This window comes from Paraburkholderia franconis, assembly GCF_009362735.1.
Classification (GTDB): domain Bacteria; phylum Pseudomonadota; class Gammaproteobacteria; order Burkholderiales; family Burkholderiaceae; genus Paraburkholderia; species Paraburkholderia franconis.
The window spans coordinates 311,418-326,252 of record NZ_WHNP01000002.1 but is presented as its reverse complement, the minus strand read 5'-3'; the positions used below and the strand labels follow the sequence as shown (position 1 = coordinate 326,252).

Annotated in this window: 15 protein-coding genes and 1 tRNA gene; 5 read left to right on the top strand and 11 right to left on the bottom strand. The window is 62.6% G+C overall.

Annotation, left to right across the window (positions count from 1 at the left end):
• Nucleotides 1-58: 58 nt before the first annotated feature.
• The 9 genes from yacG to GCT13_RS03260 all read right to left on the bottom strand — a co-directional run bounded on the left by yacG (nucleotide 59) and on the right by GCT13_RS03260 (nucleotide 7,965).
• Entirely contained in the window at nucleotides 59-253 is a 195-nt protein-coding gene (yacG, locus tag GCT13_RS03300; RefSeq protein ID WP_090868399.1) for a DNA gyrase inhibitor YacG, read from the bottom strand.
• Between the two features lie 58 nt (nucleotides 254-311).
• Nucleotides 312-1,067 (bottom strand): cell division protein ZapD, encoded by a 756-nt coding sequence (gene zapD, locus GCT13_RS03295; protein WP_007747120.1) that lies wholly within the window; start codon nucleotides 1,065-1,067, stop codon nucleotides 312-314.
• A 195-nt stretch (nucleotides 1,068-1,262) separates the two neighbouring features.
• Nucleotides 1,263-1,865 carry a dephospho-CoA kinase gene (gene coaE, locus GCT13_RS03290; RefSeq protein WP_152755330.1) on the bottom strand — a complete coding sequence of 201 codons (603 nt, stop codon included), beginning with the start codon at nucleotides 1,863-1,865 and terminating at the stop codon, nucleotides 1,263-1,265.
• Nucleotides 1,866-1,868: 3 nt separating this feature from the next.
• The gene (locus GCT13_RS03285) at nucleotides 1,869-2,798 is read right to left on the bottom strand and encodes a prepilin peptidase (RefSeq protein ID WP_152755329.1); all 930 of its coding nucleotides are present in this window, start codon (nucleotides 2,796-2,798) and stop codon (nucleotides 1,869-1,871) included.
• Between the two features lie 31 nt (nucleotides 2,799-2,829).
• Nucleotides 2,830-4,050 carry a type II secretion system F family protein gene (locus GCT13_RS03280; RefSeq protein ID WP_152755328.1) on the bottom strand — a complete coding sequence of 407 codons (1,221 nt, stop codon included), beginning with the start codon at nucleotides 4,048-4,050 and terminating at the stop codon, nucleotides 2,830-2,832.
• Nucleotides 4,047-5,294, bottom strand: a complete 1,248-nt coding sequence (locus GCT13_RS03275; RefSeq protein WP_152755327.1) for a GspE/PulE family protein — start codon at nucleotides 5,292-5,294, stop codon at nucleotides 4,047-4,049. The genes GCT13_RS03280 and GCT13_RS03275 overlap by 4 nt, the downstream gene beginning before the upstream one ends.
• A 92-nt stretch (nucleotides 5,295-5,386) precedes the next feature.
• Nucleotides 5,387-6,694 carry an HlyC/CorC family transporter gene (locus GCT13_RS03270; protein ID WP_321574161.1) on the bottom strand — a complete coding sequence of 436 codons (1,308 nt, stop codon included), beginning with the start codon at nucleotides 6,692-6,694 and terminating at the stop codon, nucleotides 5,387-5,389.
• Between the two features lie 158 nt (nucleotides 6,695-6,852).
• Nucleotides 6,853-6,929, bottom strand: a tRNA-Pro gene (locus GCT13_RS03265).
• Nucleotides 6,930-6,972: 43 nt separating this feature from the next.
• On the bottom strand, nucleotides 6,973-7,965 hold the full coding sequence (locus GCT13_RS03260; RefSeq protein ID WP_090868412.1) for a polyprenyl synthetase family protein: 993 nt from the start codon (nucleotides 7,963-7,965) through the stop codon (nucleotides 6,973-6,975).
• A gap of 229 nt (nucleotides 7,966-8,194) precedes the next feature.
• Between GCT13_RS03260 and rplU the strand changes: the two genes are divergently transcribed.
• The 4 genes from rplU to proB all read left to right on the top strand — a co-directional run bounded on the left by rplU (nucleotide 8,195) and on the right by proB (nucleotide 11,337).
• Nucleotides 8,195-8,506: a 50S ribosomal protein L21 gene (gene rplU / locus GCT13_RS03255; RefSeq protein WP_006025184.1), complete on the top strand. Its 312-nt coding sequence runs from the start codon at nucleotides 8,195-8,197 to the stop codon at nucleotides 8,504-8,506.
• A 24-nt stretch (nucleotides 8,507-8,530) separates the two neighbouring features.
• Nucleotides 8,531-8,791 (top strand): 50S ribosomal protein L27, encoded by a 261-nt coding sequence (rpmA, locus tag GCT13_RS03250; protein WP_087735215.1) that lies wholly within the window; start codon nucleotides 8,531-8,533, stop codon nucleotides 8,789-8,791.
• Between the two features lie 241 nt (nucleotides 8,792-9,032).
• Nucleotides 9,033-10,145 (top strand): Obg family GTPase CgtA, encoded by a 1,113-nt coding sequence (cgtA, locus tag GCT13_RS03245; protein ID WP_152755326.1) that lies wholly within the window; start codon nucleotides 9,033-9,035, stop codon nucleotides 10,143-10,145.
• Nucleotides 10,146-10,218: 73 nt separating this feature from the next.
• Nucleotides 10,219-11,337 (top strand): glutamate 5-kinase, encoded by a 1,119-nt coding sequence (proB, locus tag GCT13_RS03240; RefSeq protein WP_152755325.1) that lies wholly within the window; start codon nucleotides 10,219-10,221, stop codon nucleotides 11,335-11,337.
• A gap of 119 nt (nucleotides 11,338-11,456) precedes the next feature.
• Here the strand turns inward: proB and GCT13_RS03235 are convergent, their stop codons facing one another.
• Together GCT13_RS03235 and GCT13_RS03230 are read right to left on the bottom strand one after the other, a co-directional pair.
• Nucleotides 11,457-12,032 (bottom strand): CNP1-like family protein, encoded by a 576-nt coding sequence (locus tag GCT13_RS03235; protein WP_152755324.1) that lies wholly within the window; start codon nucleotides 12,030-12,032, stop codon nucleotides 11,457-11,459.
• A gap of 88 nt (nucleotides 12,033-12,120) precedes the next feature.
• Complete coding sequence (locus GCT13_RS03230) at nucleotides 12,121-12,816, bottom strand: RNA pyrophosphohydrolase (RefSeq protein ID WP_152755323.1); 696 nt, start codon at nucleotides 12,814-12,816, stop codon at nucleotides 12,121-12,123.
• 267 nt (nucleotides 12,817-13,083) lie between these two features.
• Here GCT13_RS03230 and GCT13_RS03220 point away from each other — a divergent pair, with 267 nt between their 5' ends.
• Complete coding sequence (locus tag GCT13_RS03220; protein ID WP_152755321.1) at nucleotides 13,084-14,832, top strand: proline--tRNA ligase; 1,749 nt, start codon at nucleotides 13,084-13,086, stop codon at nucleotides 14,830-14,832.
• The last annotated feature ends 3 nt before the right edge of the window (nucleotides 14,833-14,835 follow it).

Sequence of the window (14,835 nt, the reverse complement as noted above, 5' to 3'; positions counted from 1 at the left end):
GCCGCAGCCGCAGCACGCGGCGTGCGCCTCGATGATGACAGGCGACGCTCGTTGCTGTTCAGTGCGATCGGTTTTCGCCGGGCGTGTCGTCGGTTGTCGGTTCGTCGTCGGTGCCGCCGATCTTGTACTTTTCGGCAGCCCACGCGCCGAGATCGATCTGCTTGCAGCGCTCGGAACAGAACGGACGGAAGCGGTTCTCAGGAGTCCAGCGGACATCCTTTCCGCAGGTCGGGCATTTGACTACAGTGGTCATTCGGTCAGGCGTTCAATCTAAACGGTGAAGGTCAATAAATGAGGCGTTTTGCCTCAGATTAAAGACTGCACAGCGTCAACTGGAACGGCACGTCGACATCGACGGCACGCGGACGCAAGTCGCCATCCTGCACCGTGAAGCGTACCCACAGCATGTACTTGTTGGCGCTCGCTTCCGGGATCACCCGCAATTCCGGTGCCACGCGTACTTGCATCAACTGATACGTGCGGCCCGACAGCATCTGCTGGTAGCTGCCCTGCATCGCCATCACCTTCGACGCCTGCCCCGATTCGCGCGCAAGACGCAGCACGATGGCGGCGGCGTCGCGCAGCGGCAGAAGCGGCATCACCCACTTGGCGATGTCCTGGCGGCGTTGATCGGGGTGCGTCTGCTGCCATGCGTAATACGACGGAAGATCGAACTTGCAGGTGCCGCCGGGGATGATGGCGCGGCTGCGGATGCTCGCGAGCCACTCGTTGTCCGCAAGATGCTGGCCAGTCTTGCCTTGCATTTGCGTAAGCCCGGCGAGAGTCTGCTCGATTTCGCCGAGGACGGCTTCGAGTGCATTCTGCTCGATGCCCGGATTGCCGCGAAACGGCGCGAGCGTTTGACGTTGCCGCTCCAGTTCCTTCATCAGATCGGACTTCAGATCCGCGCGGCCCGCGACTTCGGAGATTTCGAACAGCGTAGTCAGCGCGACATGATGTTCCCTGGCGTCTTCCTGAGTCAGAAAGAACGTGAAGCGCTCGAACAGATCTTCGAGGCGCAGCAGCGTCCGGATTCGCTCGTTGAAGGGATACTCGTAAAGAATCAAGCGGGCTCGCCTCGGGCGTGGTCGGTGACGGAATTGCAGGACATTCTAATGCCGTGAGACTACCCTAGCAATCACACACTATTTCCGCGAGCTTCTGTCAATTTTTGCGCTGTATCGTGCGCATTCGTTGCGTGCTCGCGCCGTTCCCGACAACATGCGCCCGCTTTACAGACGGTGAACAGAATCGCTTACGGCTCATGCGGCCGCGAGTGAAAGATACATGCGATGAAGGCGATCGACGTCAAGGTCGAGCGCTTCGAGCGATGCCCCGTCATTGACGATCACGTCGTCGGCTGCGGCGAGGCGTGCTTCGCGCGTGGCCTGGCGCGCGATGATCGCCAGCACCTGTTCGCGCGTGAACGCATTGCGGCGCATGACGCGAGCGATCTGCGTCCCGATGCTGCAGTCGACGGTCAGCACGCGGTCCACGCGTGTCTTCCAATTGCCCGATTCGACGAGCAGCGGCACGACCATGATTACATAGGGTCCTTGCGCCTGTTGACGCTCGCGTTCCGTTTCAGCGCGAATCAACGGATGCGTGATGGCTTCGAGCCGTTTGCGCGCATTCTCGTCGCTGAAGACGAGCGCGCGCATGCGGCCGCGATCGAGCGAGCCATCGGACGCGACGAACGATGCGCCGAACTCGGCGGCAATGGCGGGCATCGCGGGCCCACCGGGCGCGGTGACGCGATGCGCGATCAAGTCGGTATCGACGAGCGTCACGCCGCGCTTCGCAAACAGATCGGCGACAGTGGACTTGCCGCTGCCGATGCCGCCCGTCAATCCAACAGCGAACATGCGTTAGCCTCCGAAAGCCATATAAAGCGGCGTGCCGAGAAAGAGCGTAATGGCGCCGGCTGCCGCGAGGAACGGGCCGAACGGCAGCGGCTCTTCGAAGCGCATGCGGCCAATCCATGTCGCGACCAGTCCGATGATTGCGCCCGCCACGGCTGCGATCAGAATGATCTGCGGCAGCGCAGCCCATCCAAGCCAGGCGCCGAGCGCGGCGAGCAGCTTGAAATCGCCATAACCCATGCCTTCGATTCCGCGCACAAGCCTGAACACCCAGTGCACGCACCACAGCACCAGGTAGCCGGCGATTGCGCCGATCACGGCGTCGTGCAGGCTCGCGAACACCGAATTGAAGTTGACGATAAAGCCCGCCCACAGCAACGGCAAGGTCATCGAGTCGGGCAGCAGATGTGTGTCGATGTCGATCGCGCTCATCGCGAGCAGCGCGGCGCAAAGTCCGTATGCCGCGAGCGCCGTACCCGTCGGGCCGAACGAGGCGAACGCGCCGAGCGCCAGCGCCGCGCTCGACAGTTCGAGCAGCGGATAGCGAAAGCTCACGCGGCTTTTGCATTGCGAGCAACGGCCGCGCAGCATCAGATAGCTGAATACAGGAATGTTCTCCCACGCGCGCAGCACGTGGCCGCAATGAGGACAGGCGCTGCGCGGCAGCCAGAGGTTATAGCGTGCGGGCAGGCCGTCGTCGTCGAATGAATGGCCTGTTGCTTCGCTCACCTCGGCGCGCCACGCGCGTTCGAGCATGATCGGCAAGCGATGCACGACGACATTCAGAAAACTGCCGATCACCAGGCCGAACACGATGACGAACGCAATCTGTGCGAAAGCGGGCAGCGTGCCGAATGCAACGCCGATGCTCCCCGCGAAACGGGTGAGCGGGCCGCTGAAGGATGGGTCTGACACGGGCGTGAACGTGGTCGGCATGGTCGATTGGGTGGGTTCGGCTGCGATGCTACTACACCACGTTGCCAAGTTGGATGATGGGAAGATACATCGCGATCACGAGACCGCCGACGAGCCCGCCCAACACGACGATTACGAGCGGTTCACAAAGGCTCGCGAGGTCCGCGATTTTCTCGTCGACCTGTCGATCGCTCAACGAAGCGACGTCGAGCAGCATTGTGTCGAGGGTGCCTGATTCCTCTGCGATGGCGACGGGTTGCACGATCTCCTCCGGAAAGCATTGCGCTTCGCGCATTGCAGGCGCGAGCCGCACGCCGCGTCGGAGCTGAGCCGAGATCGCGATGGTCGCGCGATCGAACCAGGCGTTGCCCGTCGCGTGCGTGAGCGAATCGAATGCGTCGGCGAGGGGCGTTCCCGCCGACAGGAGCGTGCCGAGCGCGCGGCTCCAGCGCGCGGCACAGAGCGTCGCGAGCAGCGAGCCGGCGATGGGCAAACGCAGCATCGCTCGGGAGAACTGCAGCCGTGCAGCCTCTGAGCGGCTCAGCAGGTGACGCATGGCGAGCACGAGCACGCATACGATCGACGCGAGCGGCACGCTCCAGCGGCCAGCGGCTGCCGACATCGCGAGCACCAGTTGCGTCGGCGCGGGCAGCTTCGCGCCGAAGCCATCGAAGATCTGCTTGAACGTCGGAACAACCCACACGAGCAGCGCAGCCGTAATCGCGATTGCAAGCAGCAGGATCGCGGCGGGATAGGTGAGCGCGGCGCGCACTTTGGCCCGCTGCGCGGCGGCGCGCTCGCGGTCGTCGGCGAGCCGAGCGAGCACGGCAGGCAGGGCGCCCGACGCTTCGCCTACTTCGACCAACTGACGATACAGTGCGCCGAACTGCACCGGATGACGGGCGAGCGCTGCCGAGAAGCCGAGCCCTGTCGTGATATCGCGAGCGAGCGCATTGACGATGCGCGGCATGCCTTTGGCCCGTTCGCTGTCTTTCGATGCATTCGCCAGCAGTTCGAGCGACGACGCGAGCGGCAGGCCTGCACGCAGCAGGCTCGACAACTGGCGCGTGAACAGCGTGACGTCGGCGGCGCGCGCGTTGGGTTGCGGCGCTGCGCCGCGCACGCTCCATTCGACGCCATAGAGCGCGTCCTGCTTCAGCATCGTGCGAGCAGTCACAAGGTCCGGCGCGATCACGGTGCCGCGCCGACGCACGCCTTGCGCGTCGAGTGCGCGCCATGCGAAGCGCTGCTCCTGGATTGTCGTTGCCGTCATGCGACCTCCGTTGCGCTCAGCGCTTCGGCGAGGCTCGTCGTGCCGTCGAATGCGCGGGCCAATGCCGCTTCGCGCAGCGTCCGGACCTGTTCGGCGTGCGCCTGTCTAGCGATCTCGTGCGTGCCTGCGCGCGCGACGATCAGCTCTCGCATCGCGTCCGAAACGGGCATCACCTGATGGATGCCGACGCGTCCGCGAAAGCCGATGCCGTGGCAGGCTTCGCATCCTCGCGGAACGTAGGGATGCCACTGCGTGGTGTCAGCGTCGGGCACGCCGGCTGCGCGCAACGACGCTGGCGTTTCCATCGACGGCTGCCTGCATGCGATACACAGGCGCCGCACGAGCCGCTGCGCCGTCACGAGACGCAACGCGGCCGCGAGGTTGTATGGCTCGACGCCGATGTCGATCAGGCGTGCGATGGCCGCGGGAGCGTCGTTCGTGTGCAGCGTCGACAAAACCAGGTGGCCCGTCTGAGCTGCCTTGACAGCCACATCGGCCGTCTCTTCGTCGCGTATTTCGCCGACCATGATCACGTCCGGGTCCTGGCGCAGGAAAGCACGTAACGCGACTGCGAACGTGAGGCCCGCTTTCTCGCGAACGCTGACCTGATTGATGCCCGCAAGCTGGATTTCCGCCGGATCTTCGACCGAGCAGAGATTGCGGGACTCGGCGTTCAACAGTTGCAGGAAGCAGTACAGCGACATCGTCTTGCCGCTGCCCGTCGGTCCCGTGACGAGCACGAGCCCATGCGGCGCGTTGATCGAACGGTCGACGATATCGCGCTGAGCGGGCGCAAGGCCAAGCGAGTCGAGCGAAAGATTGGCTGGCAGCGCATCGAGCCTGCGCAGCACGAGCTTTTCGCCGAACAGCGTGGGCAGCGAATTGACGCGATAGTCCTCGATCCGGCCCGCAGCGACGGGCAGCCGCAGGCGGCCATCCTGCGGCACGCGCCGCTCGGCGATATCCATGCGAGCCAGCACTTTCACGCGCGTGATGAACGCGTCGCGCAAATGCGCAGGCGGGCGGGCGATTTCGTGCAGCACGCCATCGACGCGCAGACGCATCCGCCAGCCGTGCTCCATCGGTTCGATATGCAGATCGGATGCGTTGAGGCGCGCGGCTTCGAGAAGCGTATCGGCGAGCAGGCGGACGGCTGGCGGGCTGTCCGTGTCGGCCATAGCGGGTGGCTGCCGGCTCGCGGCCACCTTGAGCGGAGGCGAAGCCGGATGGGAAGAAGTGCGCATCGAAGACCGGCTGGGAGCCGCCTGTAGAACATGACGGCTTCATCATCGGGGATCGTGCGCCTGGCCGCTATTCGGCCGAATGGCCAGGTGCGCTATCCGCGGCTCACGAGCCGCTTGATTTTCGACCCCGGCGGGGGACCGGGGCGAAAGATCTTGACTGTTCTGATCGCCTGGTCGTCGCTGCGCATCACTTCGAGTTTGATGTCTCCGATCTTCACGCAGACGTCGCCTTCCGGAATCTCTTCGAGAATTTCTAGGATCAGTCCGTTGAGCGTCTTTGGACCATCCGTCGGCAGACGCAATTGGAGCCAGCGGTTCAGTTCGCGCAGCGGCATGCTGCCCGCGACGATGCACTCGCCGTCTTCGTTCCAGCCGCCGCGCGAACTCGCGCTGCGCGGCACCGACGTCGTGAATTCGCCGATCAGTTCTTCGATGATGTCCTCGGGCGTCACCAGTCCCTGCAGCTCGCCGTATTCGTCGACGACGAGCGCAGTCCGATGGCGGCTTTCCTGGAAATACTGGAGTTGCTGAAAGACGGGCGTGCCCGTCGGCACGAAGTACGGCTCGGCGAGCAGGTCGCGCAGCGTGTCGCGCTCCAGCTCCTGGTTGTGCAACGCGGAGAGCGTCTTGCGCACATGGAGCACGCCGAGCACGCGGTCGAAGTCACCCTGATAGACGATTAGCTTGTTGTGATAGCAAGTTTCGAGCTGATGCAGGATCTGCTCGAATGGCGCGTCGAAATCGAGCGCCTCGATGCGGCGGCGGGGAATCATCACGTCGTCGACGGTGATGTTTTCGAGATCGAACAGGTTCAGCAGAATGCTGCGGTGCTTGGTCGGCATGAAGCTGCCGGACTCGAGCACGATGGTGCGCAGCTCCTCCGTCGACAGCCGCTGTTCGTGCGCGCTCTTCGTGTTGATGTGCAGCACGCGCAGGATGCTGTTCGCGAAGAGGTTGACGAACCAGATCAGCGGCTTGGACACGCGCATCAGCGGTGCGATCAGCAAGCTGGCCGGCAACGCGATCTTTTCCGGGAACGTTGCGCCGACGATTTTCGGCGTGATTTCGGCGAACACGATGATGAGAAACGCGACGATACCCGTCGCAATCGACAGCACGACGCTGTTGCTGCCGAACGTGTGCAACGCGATCGACGTGGTGAGCACGGGGATGATCGTGTTGAACAGGTTGTTGCCGATCAGCACGGCGCTCAGCAGCTCATCGGTGCGCGCGAGCAGGCCTTGCGTGGTTTTCGCACCGAGCGCGCCTTTGCCGGCCAGGTGCTTCAGACGATGACGGTTGATCGCCATCATCGCTGTCTCGCTAATGGAGAAGAAGCTGGAGCAGATGAGAAGCAGGACGACGGCGCCTATTTGCGCCCATAAGGGAAGTTGTTCCACGCGTCGTGAATAAGAGAAGGGGAGGGATGAGGAGAATATAGCAGAGGGGCCGGACGGCTCTCATCGGCCGGATGGCCAGGTCGGCTTGCTGCCCACTCAGTTGATTGGCAAAGCGACGGGCGAAAAAAAACCGCGCAATGCGCGGTTTTTTCAAAATCTGGTCGGGGTGAGAGGATTCGAACCTCCGGCCTCTACGTCCCGAACGTAGCGCTCTACCAGGCTAAGCTACACCCCGATTTGGTAACTCGATTCAGACTAATGCGGCGCTTCAGTCTCGTTTAAGACTGTCTCGTCGTCGAGTAAGAACATAATTCTAGCAGGCTTTCCTTGTAAATGGAACTGGGAAACGAAGAAATTGCTGCTGCTGCCGCTTGCGCTTCCTGCTTTGCGCATTCGAGCGTGTGATCAAGCGCGCCCGAGCGCGTGATCGCGTCGAAGATCTCGTCGAAGCGATCGGTCCCACCCTGTTCAATTGCCTCGCGCGCCAACGCCGCCTGCTCCGGCGTGCCGCGCTCGATCAAGTAGATGAGCGGCAGCGTCGGCTTGCCTTCGCGCAGATCGTCGCCGGCGTTCTTGCCCATCGACTCGGGCGTGCCAGTGTAGTCGAGCCAGTCGTCCATGATCTGGAACGCTGTGCCGATGCGTCGGCCGAACTCAGCGGCGGCGGCTTCCGTGGTCGCATCCACGCCCGACAGCACGGCGCCCAACTGGGCGGCGGCTTCGAACAGCTTGGCCGTCTTGTAGCGGATCACCTGCATGTAGCGCGCTTCGTCTACGTCGGCGTCGTGCATGTTCAGAAGTTGCAGCACTTCGCCTTCGGAAATGATGTTGGTCGCTTCCGAAAGAATCTCCATGACGCGCATCTTGCCCACGCCGACCATCATCTGGAACGAGCGCGAATACAGAAAGTCGCCGACCAGCACGCTCGCCGCGTTGCCGAACAATGCATTTGCCGTCTGACGCCCGCGGCGCAGATCGGATTCGTCGACGACATCGTCGTGCAGCAGCGTTGCCGTGTGGATGAATTCGACGACGGCCGCCAGTTCGTGCCGATGCCCCGTTCTGTCACCGAGCGCGCGCGCCACGAGCAGGAGCAGCGCGGGGCGCAGGCGCTTGCCTCCGGCACTGATGATGTACTCGGAGATCTGGTTGATCAGCATCACCTCGGACGCCAGGCGGTGCCGGATGACGCGATTCACCTGCTGCATGTCTTCGACGATCGGCGCAAGCAGATTGGCTGCGTTAGGGGTAGGAGTGGCGGTTGACGACATGGTGACGAATTCGGGTAGTGCCGCGAATTATAAGGCGAACTGCGGTAATTCAGCGCCGTACACCCTACGAACGTGGCCGTTTTGGCATCGGCATGTCGCGTTTATCGCGCGTCGGACGGCCTGATGTGGCCGTTGTCAACTGCTTTTGACCGCGGAGCTAACTCTATGTATAATTGAGAGTTTCCGCGCGTGGTGCGTCGGGAAAAATGAATCCAGAGTGAGGTTTTCAATGTACGCGGTCATAAAAACCGGCGGCAAGCAGTATAAGGTTGCTGTCGGCGAAAAACTTAAAGTAGAACAGATACCGGCAGACATTGACGCTGAAATCACGCTCGACCAGGTTCTCGCAGTGGGCGAAGGCGAATCGATTAAGTTCGGTACGCCGCTGGTCAGTGGGGCTTCCGTCAAGGCCACCGTTGTGTCGCACGGTCGTCACGCCAAAGTGACCATCTTCAAGATGCGTCGCCGGAAGCACTACCAAAAGCATGGCGGCCACCGCCAGAACTACACCGAACTGCGCATCGACGCGATCAACGCGTAAGCGCATCGGGCAAGGAGTAATCACATGGCACACAAAAAGGCAGGCGGCTCTTCCCGGAACGGCCGCGACTCCGAGTCGAAGCGCCTCGGCGTTAAGGTTTACGGCGGTCAGGCGATCCTGGCTGGCGGCATCATCGTGCGTCAGCGCGGTACGCGCATGCACGCTGGCGAGAACGTCGGCATCGGCAAGGATCACACGCTGTTTGCACTGGTCGACGGCCACGTCAAGTTCACGACGAAGGGCGCCGACAAGAAGCACATGGTCAACGTCGTCCCGGCTGTCTGAGATTAAATCAGGCACCACGGGCTTCAGGACCGGAAAAAAGGCCCCGCGAAGTTTGCGGGGCCTTTTTGTTTGCGGGTCTTGTTTGCGGGTCTGCTGTGAGAGTTTTCGTTCGCGGACCCGTATCGTCGCCGCATTCCATTGTCGCGAACCGACAAGAATCAAGGTCGATCTGGCCAAACGGCCAATGGTGCACGCGCGCAACGCGCGGCAAAATAGCAATACACACGGGACGGAGTAACGCATGAAGTTCATTGACGAAGCGAGGATCGAAGTCATCGCCGGCGACGGAGGAGATGGCAGCGCGTCGATGCGCCGCGAGAAATTCGTCCCGTTCGGCGGTCCGGACGGCGGCGACGGCGGCCGCGGCGGCAGCGTCTATGCAGTCGCAGATCGCAACATCAACACGTTGATCGACTACCGCTACGCGAAAAAGCATCAGGCGCGCAACGGCGAGAACGGCCGCGGATCGGACTGCTACGGCAAGGGCGGCGACGACATCACGCTGCGCATGCCCGTCGGCACGATCATCGCGGACATGGACACGGGCGAGATGATCGCCGACCTCACCGAGCACAACCAGACCGTGCTGGTCGCGCAAGGCGGCGCGGGCGGTCTTGGCAATTTGCACTTCAAGTCCAGCACAAACCGCGCGCCGCGGCAGAAGACGGACGGCAAGCCGGGCGAGCGCCGCATGCTGCGTCTCGAATTGAAGGTGCTCGCGGACGTTGGCTTGCTGGGCATGCCGAACGCGGGCAAGTCGACGTTCATTTCGTCGGTGTCGAACGCGAAGCCGAAAATCGCCGATTATCCGTTCACGACGCTCGCGCCGAATCTCGGCGTCGTTCGAGTCGGGCCGAGCCGCAGCTTCGTGATCGCCGACATTCCCGGTCTGATAGAAGGCGCGGCGGAAGGCGCGGGCCTGGGCCACCAGTTTCTGCGGCACTTGCAGCGCACGGGCCTGCTGCTGCACATCATCGATCTCGCGCCGTTCGACGAAAGCGTCGATCCCGTCGCCGAAGCGAAGGCGATCGTCAACGAACTGCGCAAGTACGACGAGGAGTTGTACGGCAAGCCGCGCTGGCTCGTGCTGAACAAGCTCGACATGATCTCGGAAGAAGAGCGGGAAGCGCGCGTCGCCCGCTTTATCAAAGACTTCGAATGGGACGGTCCCGTTTTCGAAATTTCGGCGCTGACGGGCCAAGGCTGTGAGAATCTCTGCTACGCGGTCTACGACTACCTCGCCGCGCACTCCGATGCGCATCGTGCCGCCGAAGCGGAAGATCTGGCCGCCGACGTGCGTTTTCGCGAGCAGCAGGCGGGCAGCGCGGGAGCATCGGCGGAGCCGCAGGAGTAAGCAGCCGTAACCCGGATGCCGGCGTACTCCCAGCACGCGCCGGCCTTACGAATCATCTTGGAGACCGCGCACAATGCGTTCCGTTATCGCAGATTCCAGGCGATTGGTGGTGAAAGTCGGGTCGAGCCTCGTCACGAACGACGGGCGCGGGCTCGATCATGCAGCAATCGGTCTCTGGGCCGCTCAGATTGCCGCGCTGCGCGAACAGGGCAAGGAAGTTGTGCTCGTCAGCTCCGGCGCGATCGCCGAGGGCATGCAACGCCTTGGCTGGACGAAGCGCCCGCGCGAAATCGACGAGCTGCAGGCGGCCGCCGCCGTCGGGCAGATGGGGCTCGCGCAGGTCTACGAAAGCCGCTTCGCTGAGCATTCGATCCGCACTGCGCAGATCCTTTTGACGCACGCCGATATGGCCGATCGCGAACGCTATCTGAACGCGCGATCGACACTGCTGACGCTGCTGCGTCTTGGCGTCGTGCCGATCATCAACGAGAACGACACGGTCGTCACCGACGAGATCAAGTTCGGCGACAACGATACGCTCGGTGCGCTGGTCGCGAACCTGATCGAAGGCGACGCGTTGATCATCCTCACCGACCAGCAAGGCTTGTTCACCGCCGATCCGCGCAAGGATCCGAGCGCGACTCTCGTCCAGCAGGCCGACGCCGGTACACCGGAACTGGAAGCGATGGCAGGCGGCGCCGGGTCGAGCATCGGCCGCGGCGGCATGCTGACGAAGATTCTCGCGGCGAAACGTGCGGCGCATAGCGGTGCGAACACGGTGATCGCAAGCGGCCGCGAGGCGGATGTGCTCGCGCGGCTCGCAGCGGGCGAGGCGATCGGCACACAACTCATCGCGCGTACCGCTCGGATGGCGGCGCGCAAGCAGTGGATGGCGGATCACCTGCAGGTGCGCGGACATGTCGTGATCGACGACGGCGCGGTCGAAAAGCTCACCGAGGGCGGCAAGAGCCTGCTGCCGATCGGCGTCGTCGGCGTGCAGGGCGCGTTTGCGCGCGGCGAGGTGATTGCGTGTCTGAACGCGTCCGGGCGTGAGGTCGCGCGCGGACTGACGAACTACAGCAGCGCGGAGGCGAAGCTGATCCAGCGTCGTCCGAGCGGCGAGATCGAAACGGTGCTCGGCTATATGCTCGAGCCGGAATTGATCCACCGGGACAATCTGGTGCTCGTCTAGAAGTCAGTCACGCAACGTCGCTCCGAAAACAAAAAGCCGTCCCATCGCAAGATGGGACGGCTTTTTTTGTTGCGGCGTCATCGAGGTTCCGCGCTTTCCGCAGGCGGATCGAGCCCGAATCAATTGCCGCGAATCAATGTGCTGTTCGCGCGCTTGTATCTGATGTTGGTCAGGATCGCATCCGCCTTGCCGGTCGGCATTTTGCTCGAGCAGAAGTAATCCTGATAGAGCGACGCGTGGTACGCGTTCAGATCGCCGTTTTCGATACGCGTCCAGTCGTTTTCGACCGTGCGGTCCCAGTCGTCGTGGTCTGCGTTAAGGCCCGCATACAGCTTCCACGAGTAGTCCTGGCAGCGGATGCCCTCGTAGTTGACGTTGCGCGCACCGCTCGGGCTCGTGATCACCACCGTGTAGCGAACGACGCCGTCGTCATCGACGGTCAGCGATTTCGCATCGAGCGCGAACTGAAGCGTCGTGTTCTGCGAAACGGTGAACGGGAGCAGATTGCCTGGTTGCGGCATTGGCGGGAGCGTATCGACCTTTTTTTCGGTCCAGGTCGAAGGCCGGTCGAGCAGGTACTGAAAGTCGCTCTTCGGTCCGTCGGACGCGTTGGAGTTGGAGCTTTTGGTGCTCGAACAGGCAGACAGCAGAACGCCAGTGGCGACGCACGCCACGGCGAAAGCAGATACTTTCAATATGGTTTCCTCGAAACGCCGGCGCAGCGTGTCGTACCCCACAGCGGCACGCTGCATCGGCAGATGCGGCATGGATTGCCGCACAGAGTCAGTCGCGCAGTCCCGGCGCCTGAACGACCGGGTCTTCCGTCGACGAACAGTCCGACCCGATTGTCGCACGCAGCGTCGTTTCGACGACGATCGTCGTCGTGACCGCGGCCACGGATGACGCGGACGCCATCGACGCTCCGGGCGGCGTATTCACCGACGACGCCATCCGCGGATAGCGTTGCCCGTGATGATGTCCGCCGGGCCGTTCCGTGCGCGGCTGAGGCCGCCGCAGGAAGCGGGACAACTCTGTTAACGCCAGCTGATACACATCCCGCTTGAACTCGATCACGCAGTCGAGCGGCACCCAGTACTCATTCCAGCGCCAGGCATCGAACTCCGGGTGATCGGTCGCGCGCAAACAGATGTCGCAATCGCGTCCAATCATCCGGAGCAGGAACCAGATCTGCTTCTGGCCGCGGTAGTGACCGCGAACCTCGCGCTTGATGAACTTGTCCGGCACCTCGTAACGCAACCAGTCGCGCGTGCGACCGATAACCTTGACATGCTCCGGAAGCAGGCCGGTTTCTTCGTGTAACTCCCGATACATCGCTTGCACGGGGGTTTCACCGTATTTGATGCCCCCTTGCGGAAACTGCCAGGAATGTTCACGGAGCCGTTTGCCCCAAAACACCTCGTTGCGAGCGTTCAAGAGGATGATGCCGACGTTCGGGCGAAAGCCTTCACGATCCAGCATACAACCACCTTCGAATCCTTTAAAATTGCTTTGATTATAAACAGATAACGGGTCCGACGCACCGCTTCGCACCAGATTGGCGCGATTGGACGTAACAGGCTGCGCCCGCCGCCGCGAGAGCCGCTTCCCAACGCCGCTGGACAAATGCCGGCGCATGCGACAATCGCTATTCGGCGTGTGTTGGTGTGGCCGGCGCTCAGGCGCGCGAACCCATCGTCTTACCTCTTCGGGCGGCCCTTTTGGTCCGCCGCTTTTGGAAAATTCTGAATGAAAGCCTCCCGTTTCTTTATCGGCACCCTGAAGGAAGCGCCTTCTGACGCGGAAATCGTCAGTCACAAGCTCATGGTTCGCGCCGGGATGATCCGTCGCGTCGCTGGCGGCATTTATAACTACCTGCCAATCGGCCTGCGCTCGATCCGCAAGGTGGAAGCGATCGTGCGCGAAGAAATGAACCGGGCAGGCGCGCTCGAACTGCTGATGCCGGCCGTACAGCCGGCGGAGCTGTGGCAGGAATCGGGCCGCTGGGAAAAGTACGGCCCCGAGCTGCTGCGCTTCAAGGACCGCAAGGAGAGCGACTTCGTGATGGGACCGACGCACGAAGAGGTGGTCACCGACATCGCGCGCAACCAGATCAAGAGCTACCGGCAGATGCCCGTGAACTTCTATCAGATCCAGACGAAGTTCCGCGACGAGATCCGCCCGCGCTTCGGCGTGATGCGCGGCCGCGAGTTCATCATGAAGGACGCGTACTCATTCGATAAGGACCTCGACGGCCTGAAAGAGACGTATCGCAAGATGTACGAAGCTTACGTGCGCATCTTCACGCGCCTCGGTCTCGATTTTCGCGCGGTCGCGGCGGACAACGGCTCGATCGGCGGCAGTGGTTCGCACGAGTTCCACGTGATCGCGGAGACGGGCGAGGACGACATCGCGTATTGCCCGACCTCCGACTTCGCGGCGAACGTCGAAGCGGCTGAAGCGCTGCCGCTGATCGCCGAACGCGCAGCGCCGAAGGAAGAGCTGAAGAAGACGCCGACGCCGGGCAAGGCAAAGTGCGAAGCCGTGGCCGAGTACCTGGACATCCCGCTCGAGCGCACGATCAAGTCGATCGTTCTCGCTACCGACAACAAAGCGGAAAACGCAGGCGCCGAGCCGACCATCTGGCTGCTGATGCTGCGCGGCGATCACGATCTGAACGAGATCAAGACGAACAAGCTGCCGGGCCTCGCCGAGTACCGCTTCGCGACGGAAGAAGAAATCGTCGAGTGGTTCGGCACGCCGCCGGGCTACCTGGGGCCGCTCAACACGAAAAAGCCGGTCAAGGTGATCGCGGACCGCACGGTCGCGAACATGAGCGATTTCGTCGTCGGCACGAACGAAGTGGATTTCCACACGACGGGCGTCAACTGGGGGCGTGATCTGCCTGAGCCCGTCGTCGCGGATATCCGCAACGTGAAGAGGGGCGACCCGTCGCCGGACGGCAAGGGCGTCATCGAGATCTGCCGCGGCATCGAAGTCGGCCACGTGTTTCAACTTGGCACCAAGTATTCGGATGCGATGAACGCGAAGTATCTGGACGAGTCGGGCAAGCCGCAATCGATGCAGATGGGCTGCTACGGCATCGGCATCACGCGTATCCTCGGCGCCGCGATCGAACAGAACTTCGACGAGAAGGGCATCATCTGGCCGGAATCGATCGCGCCGTTCGAAGTCGTGCTGTGCCCGATGGGCTATGACCGCAGCGACGCCGTGCGCGAACACGCCGACAAGCTGTACGCGGAACTCGTCGCAGCGGGCATCGACGTGATCCTCGACGATCGCGGCGAGCGTCCGGGCGTGATGTTCGCGGACTGGGAACTGATCGGCGTGCCGCATCGTCTGGTGATCGGCGACCGTGGCCTGAAGGACGGCAAGATCGAGTACCAGGGGCGCCGCGATGTGGAAGCCACGCTGCTGCCTGTCGATGGCGCGGCGCGGTTCGTGACCGACAAGATCAAAGCGGCACTCGCGCACTGACGG

Coding starts and splice junctions, on each gene's coding strand:
- coaE (WP_152755330.1), bottom strand. CDS start 1,865: ATGTTCGCTGTTGGATTGACGGGCGGCATCGGCAGCGGCAAGTCCACT.
- GCT13_RS03285 (WP_152755329.1), bottom strand. CDS start 2,798: ATGCCGACCACGTTCACGCCCGTGTCAGACCCATCCTTCAGCGGCCCG.
- GCT13_RS03220 (WP_152755321.1), top strand. CDS start 13,084: ATGAAAGCCTCCCGTTTCTTTATCGGCACCCTGAAGGAAGCGCCTTCT.
- rplU (WP_006025184.1), top strand. CDS start 8,195: ATGTACGCGGTCATAAAAACCGGCGGCAAGCAGTATAAGGTTGCTGTC.
- cgtA (WP_152755326.1), top strand. CDS start 9,033: ATGAAGTTCATTGACGAAGCGAGGATCGAAGTCATCGCCGGCGACGGA.
- GCT13_RS03280 (WP_152755328.1), bottom strand. CDS start 4,050: ATGACGGCAACGACAATCCAGGAGCAGCGCTTCGCATGGCGCGCACTC.
- yacG (WP_090868399.1), bottom strand. CDS start 253: ATGACCACTGTAGTCAAATGCCCGACCTGCGGAAAGGATGTCCGCTGG.
- GCT13_RS03260 (WP_090868412.1), bottom strand. CDS start 7,965: ATGTCGTCAACCGCCACTCCTACCCCTAACGCAGCCAATCTGCTTGCG.
- proB (WP_152755325.1), top strand. CDS start 10,219: ATGCGTTCCGTTATCGCAGATTCCAGGCGATTGGTGGTGAAAGTCGGG.
- GCT13_RS03230 (WP_152755323.1), bottom strand. CDS start 12,816: ATGCTGGATCGTGAAGGCTTTCGCCCGAACGTCGGCATCATCCTCTTG.
- rpmA (WP_087735215.1), top strand. CDS start 8,531: ATGGCACACAAAAAGGCAGGCGGCTCTTCCCGGAACGGCCGCGACTCC.
- GCT13_RS03275 (WP_152755327.1), bottom strand. CDS start 5,294: ATGCGCACTTCTTCCCATCCGGCTTCGCCTCCGCTCAAGGTGGCCGCG.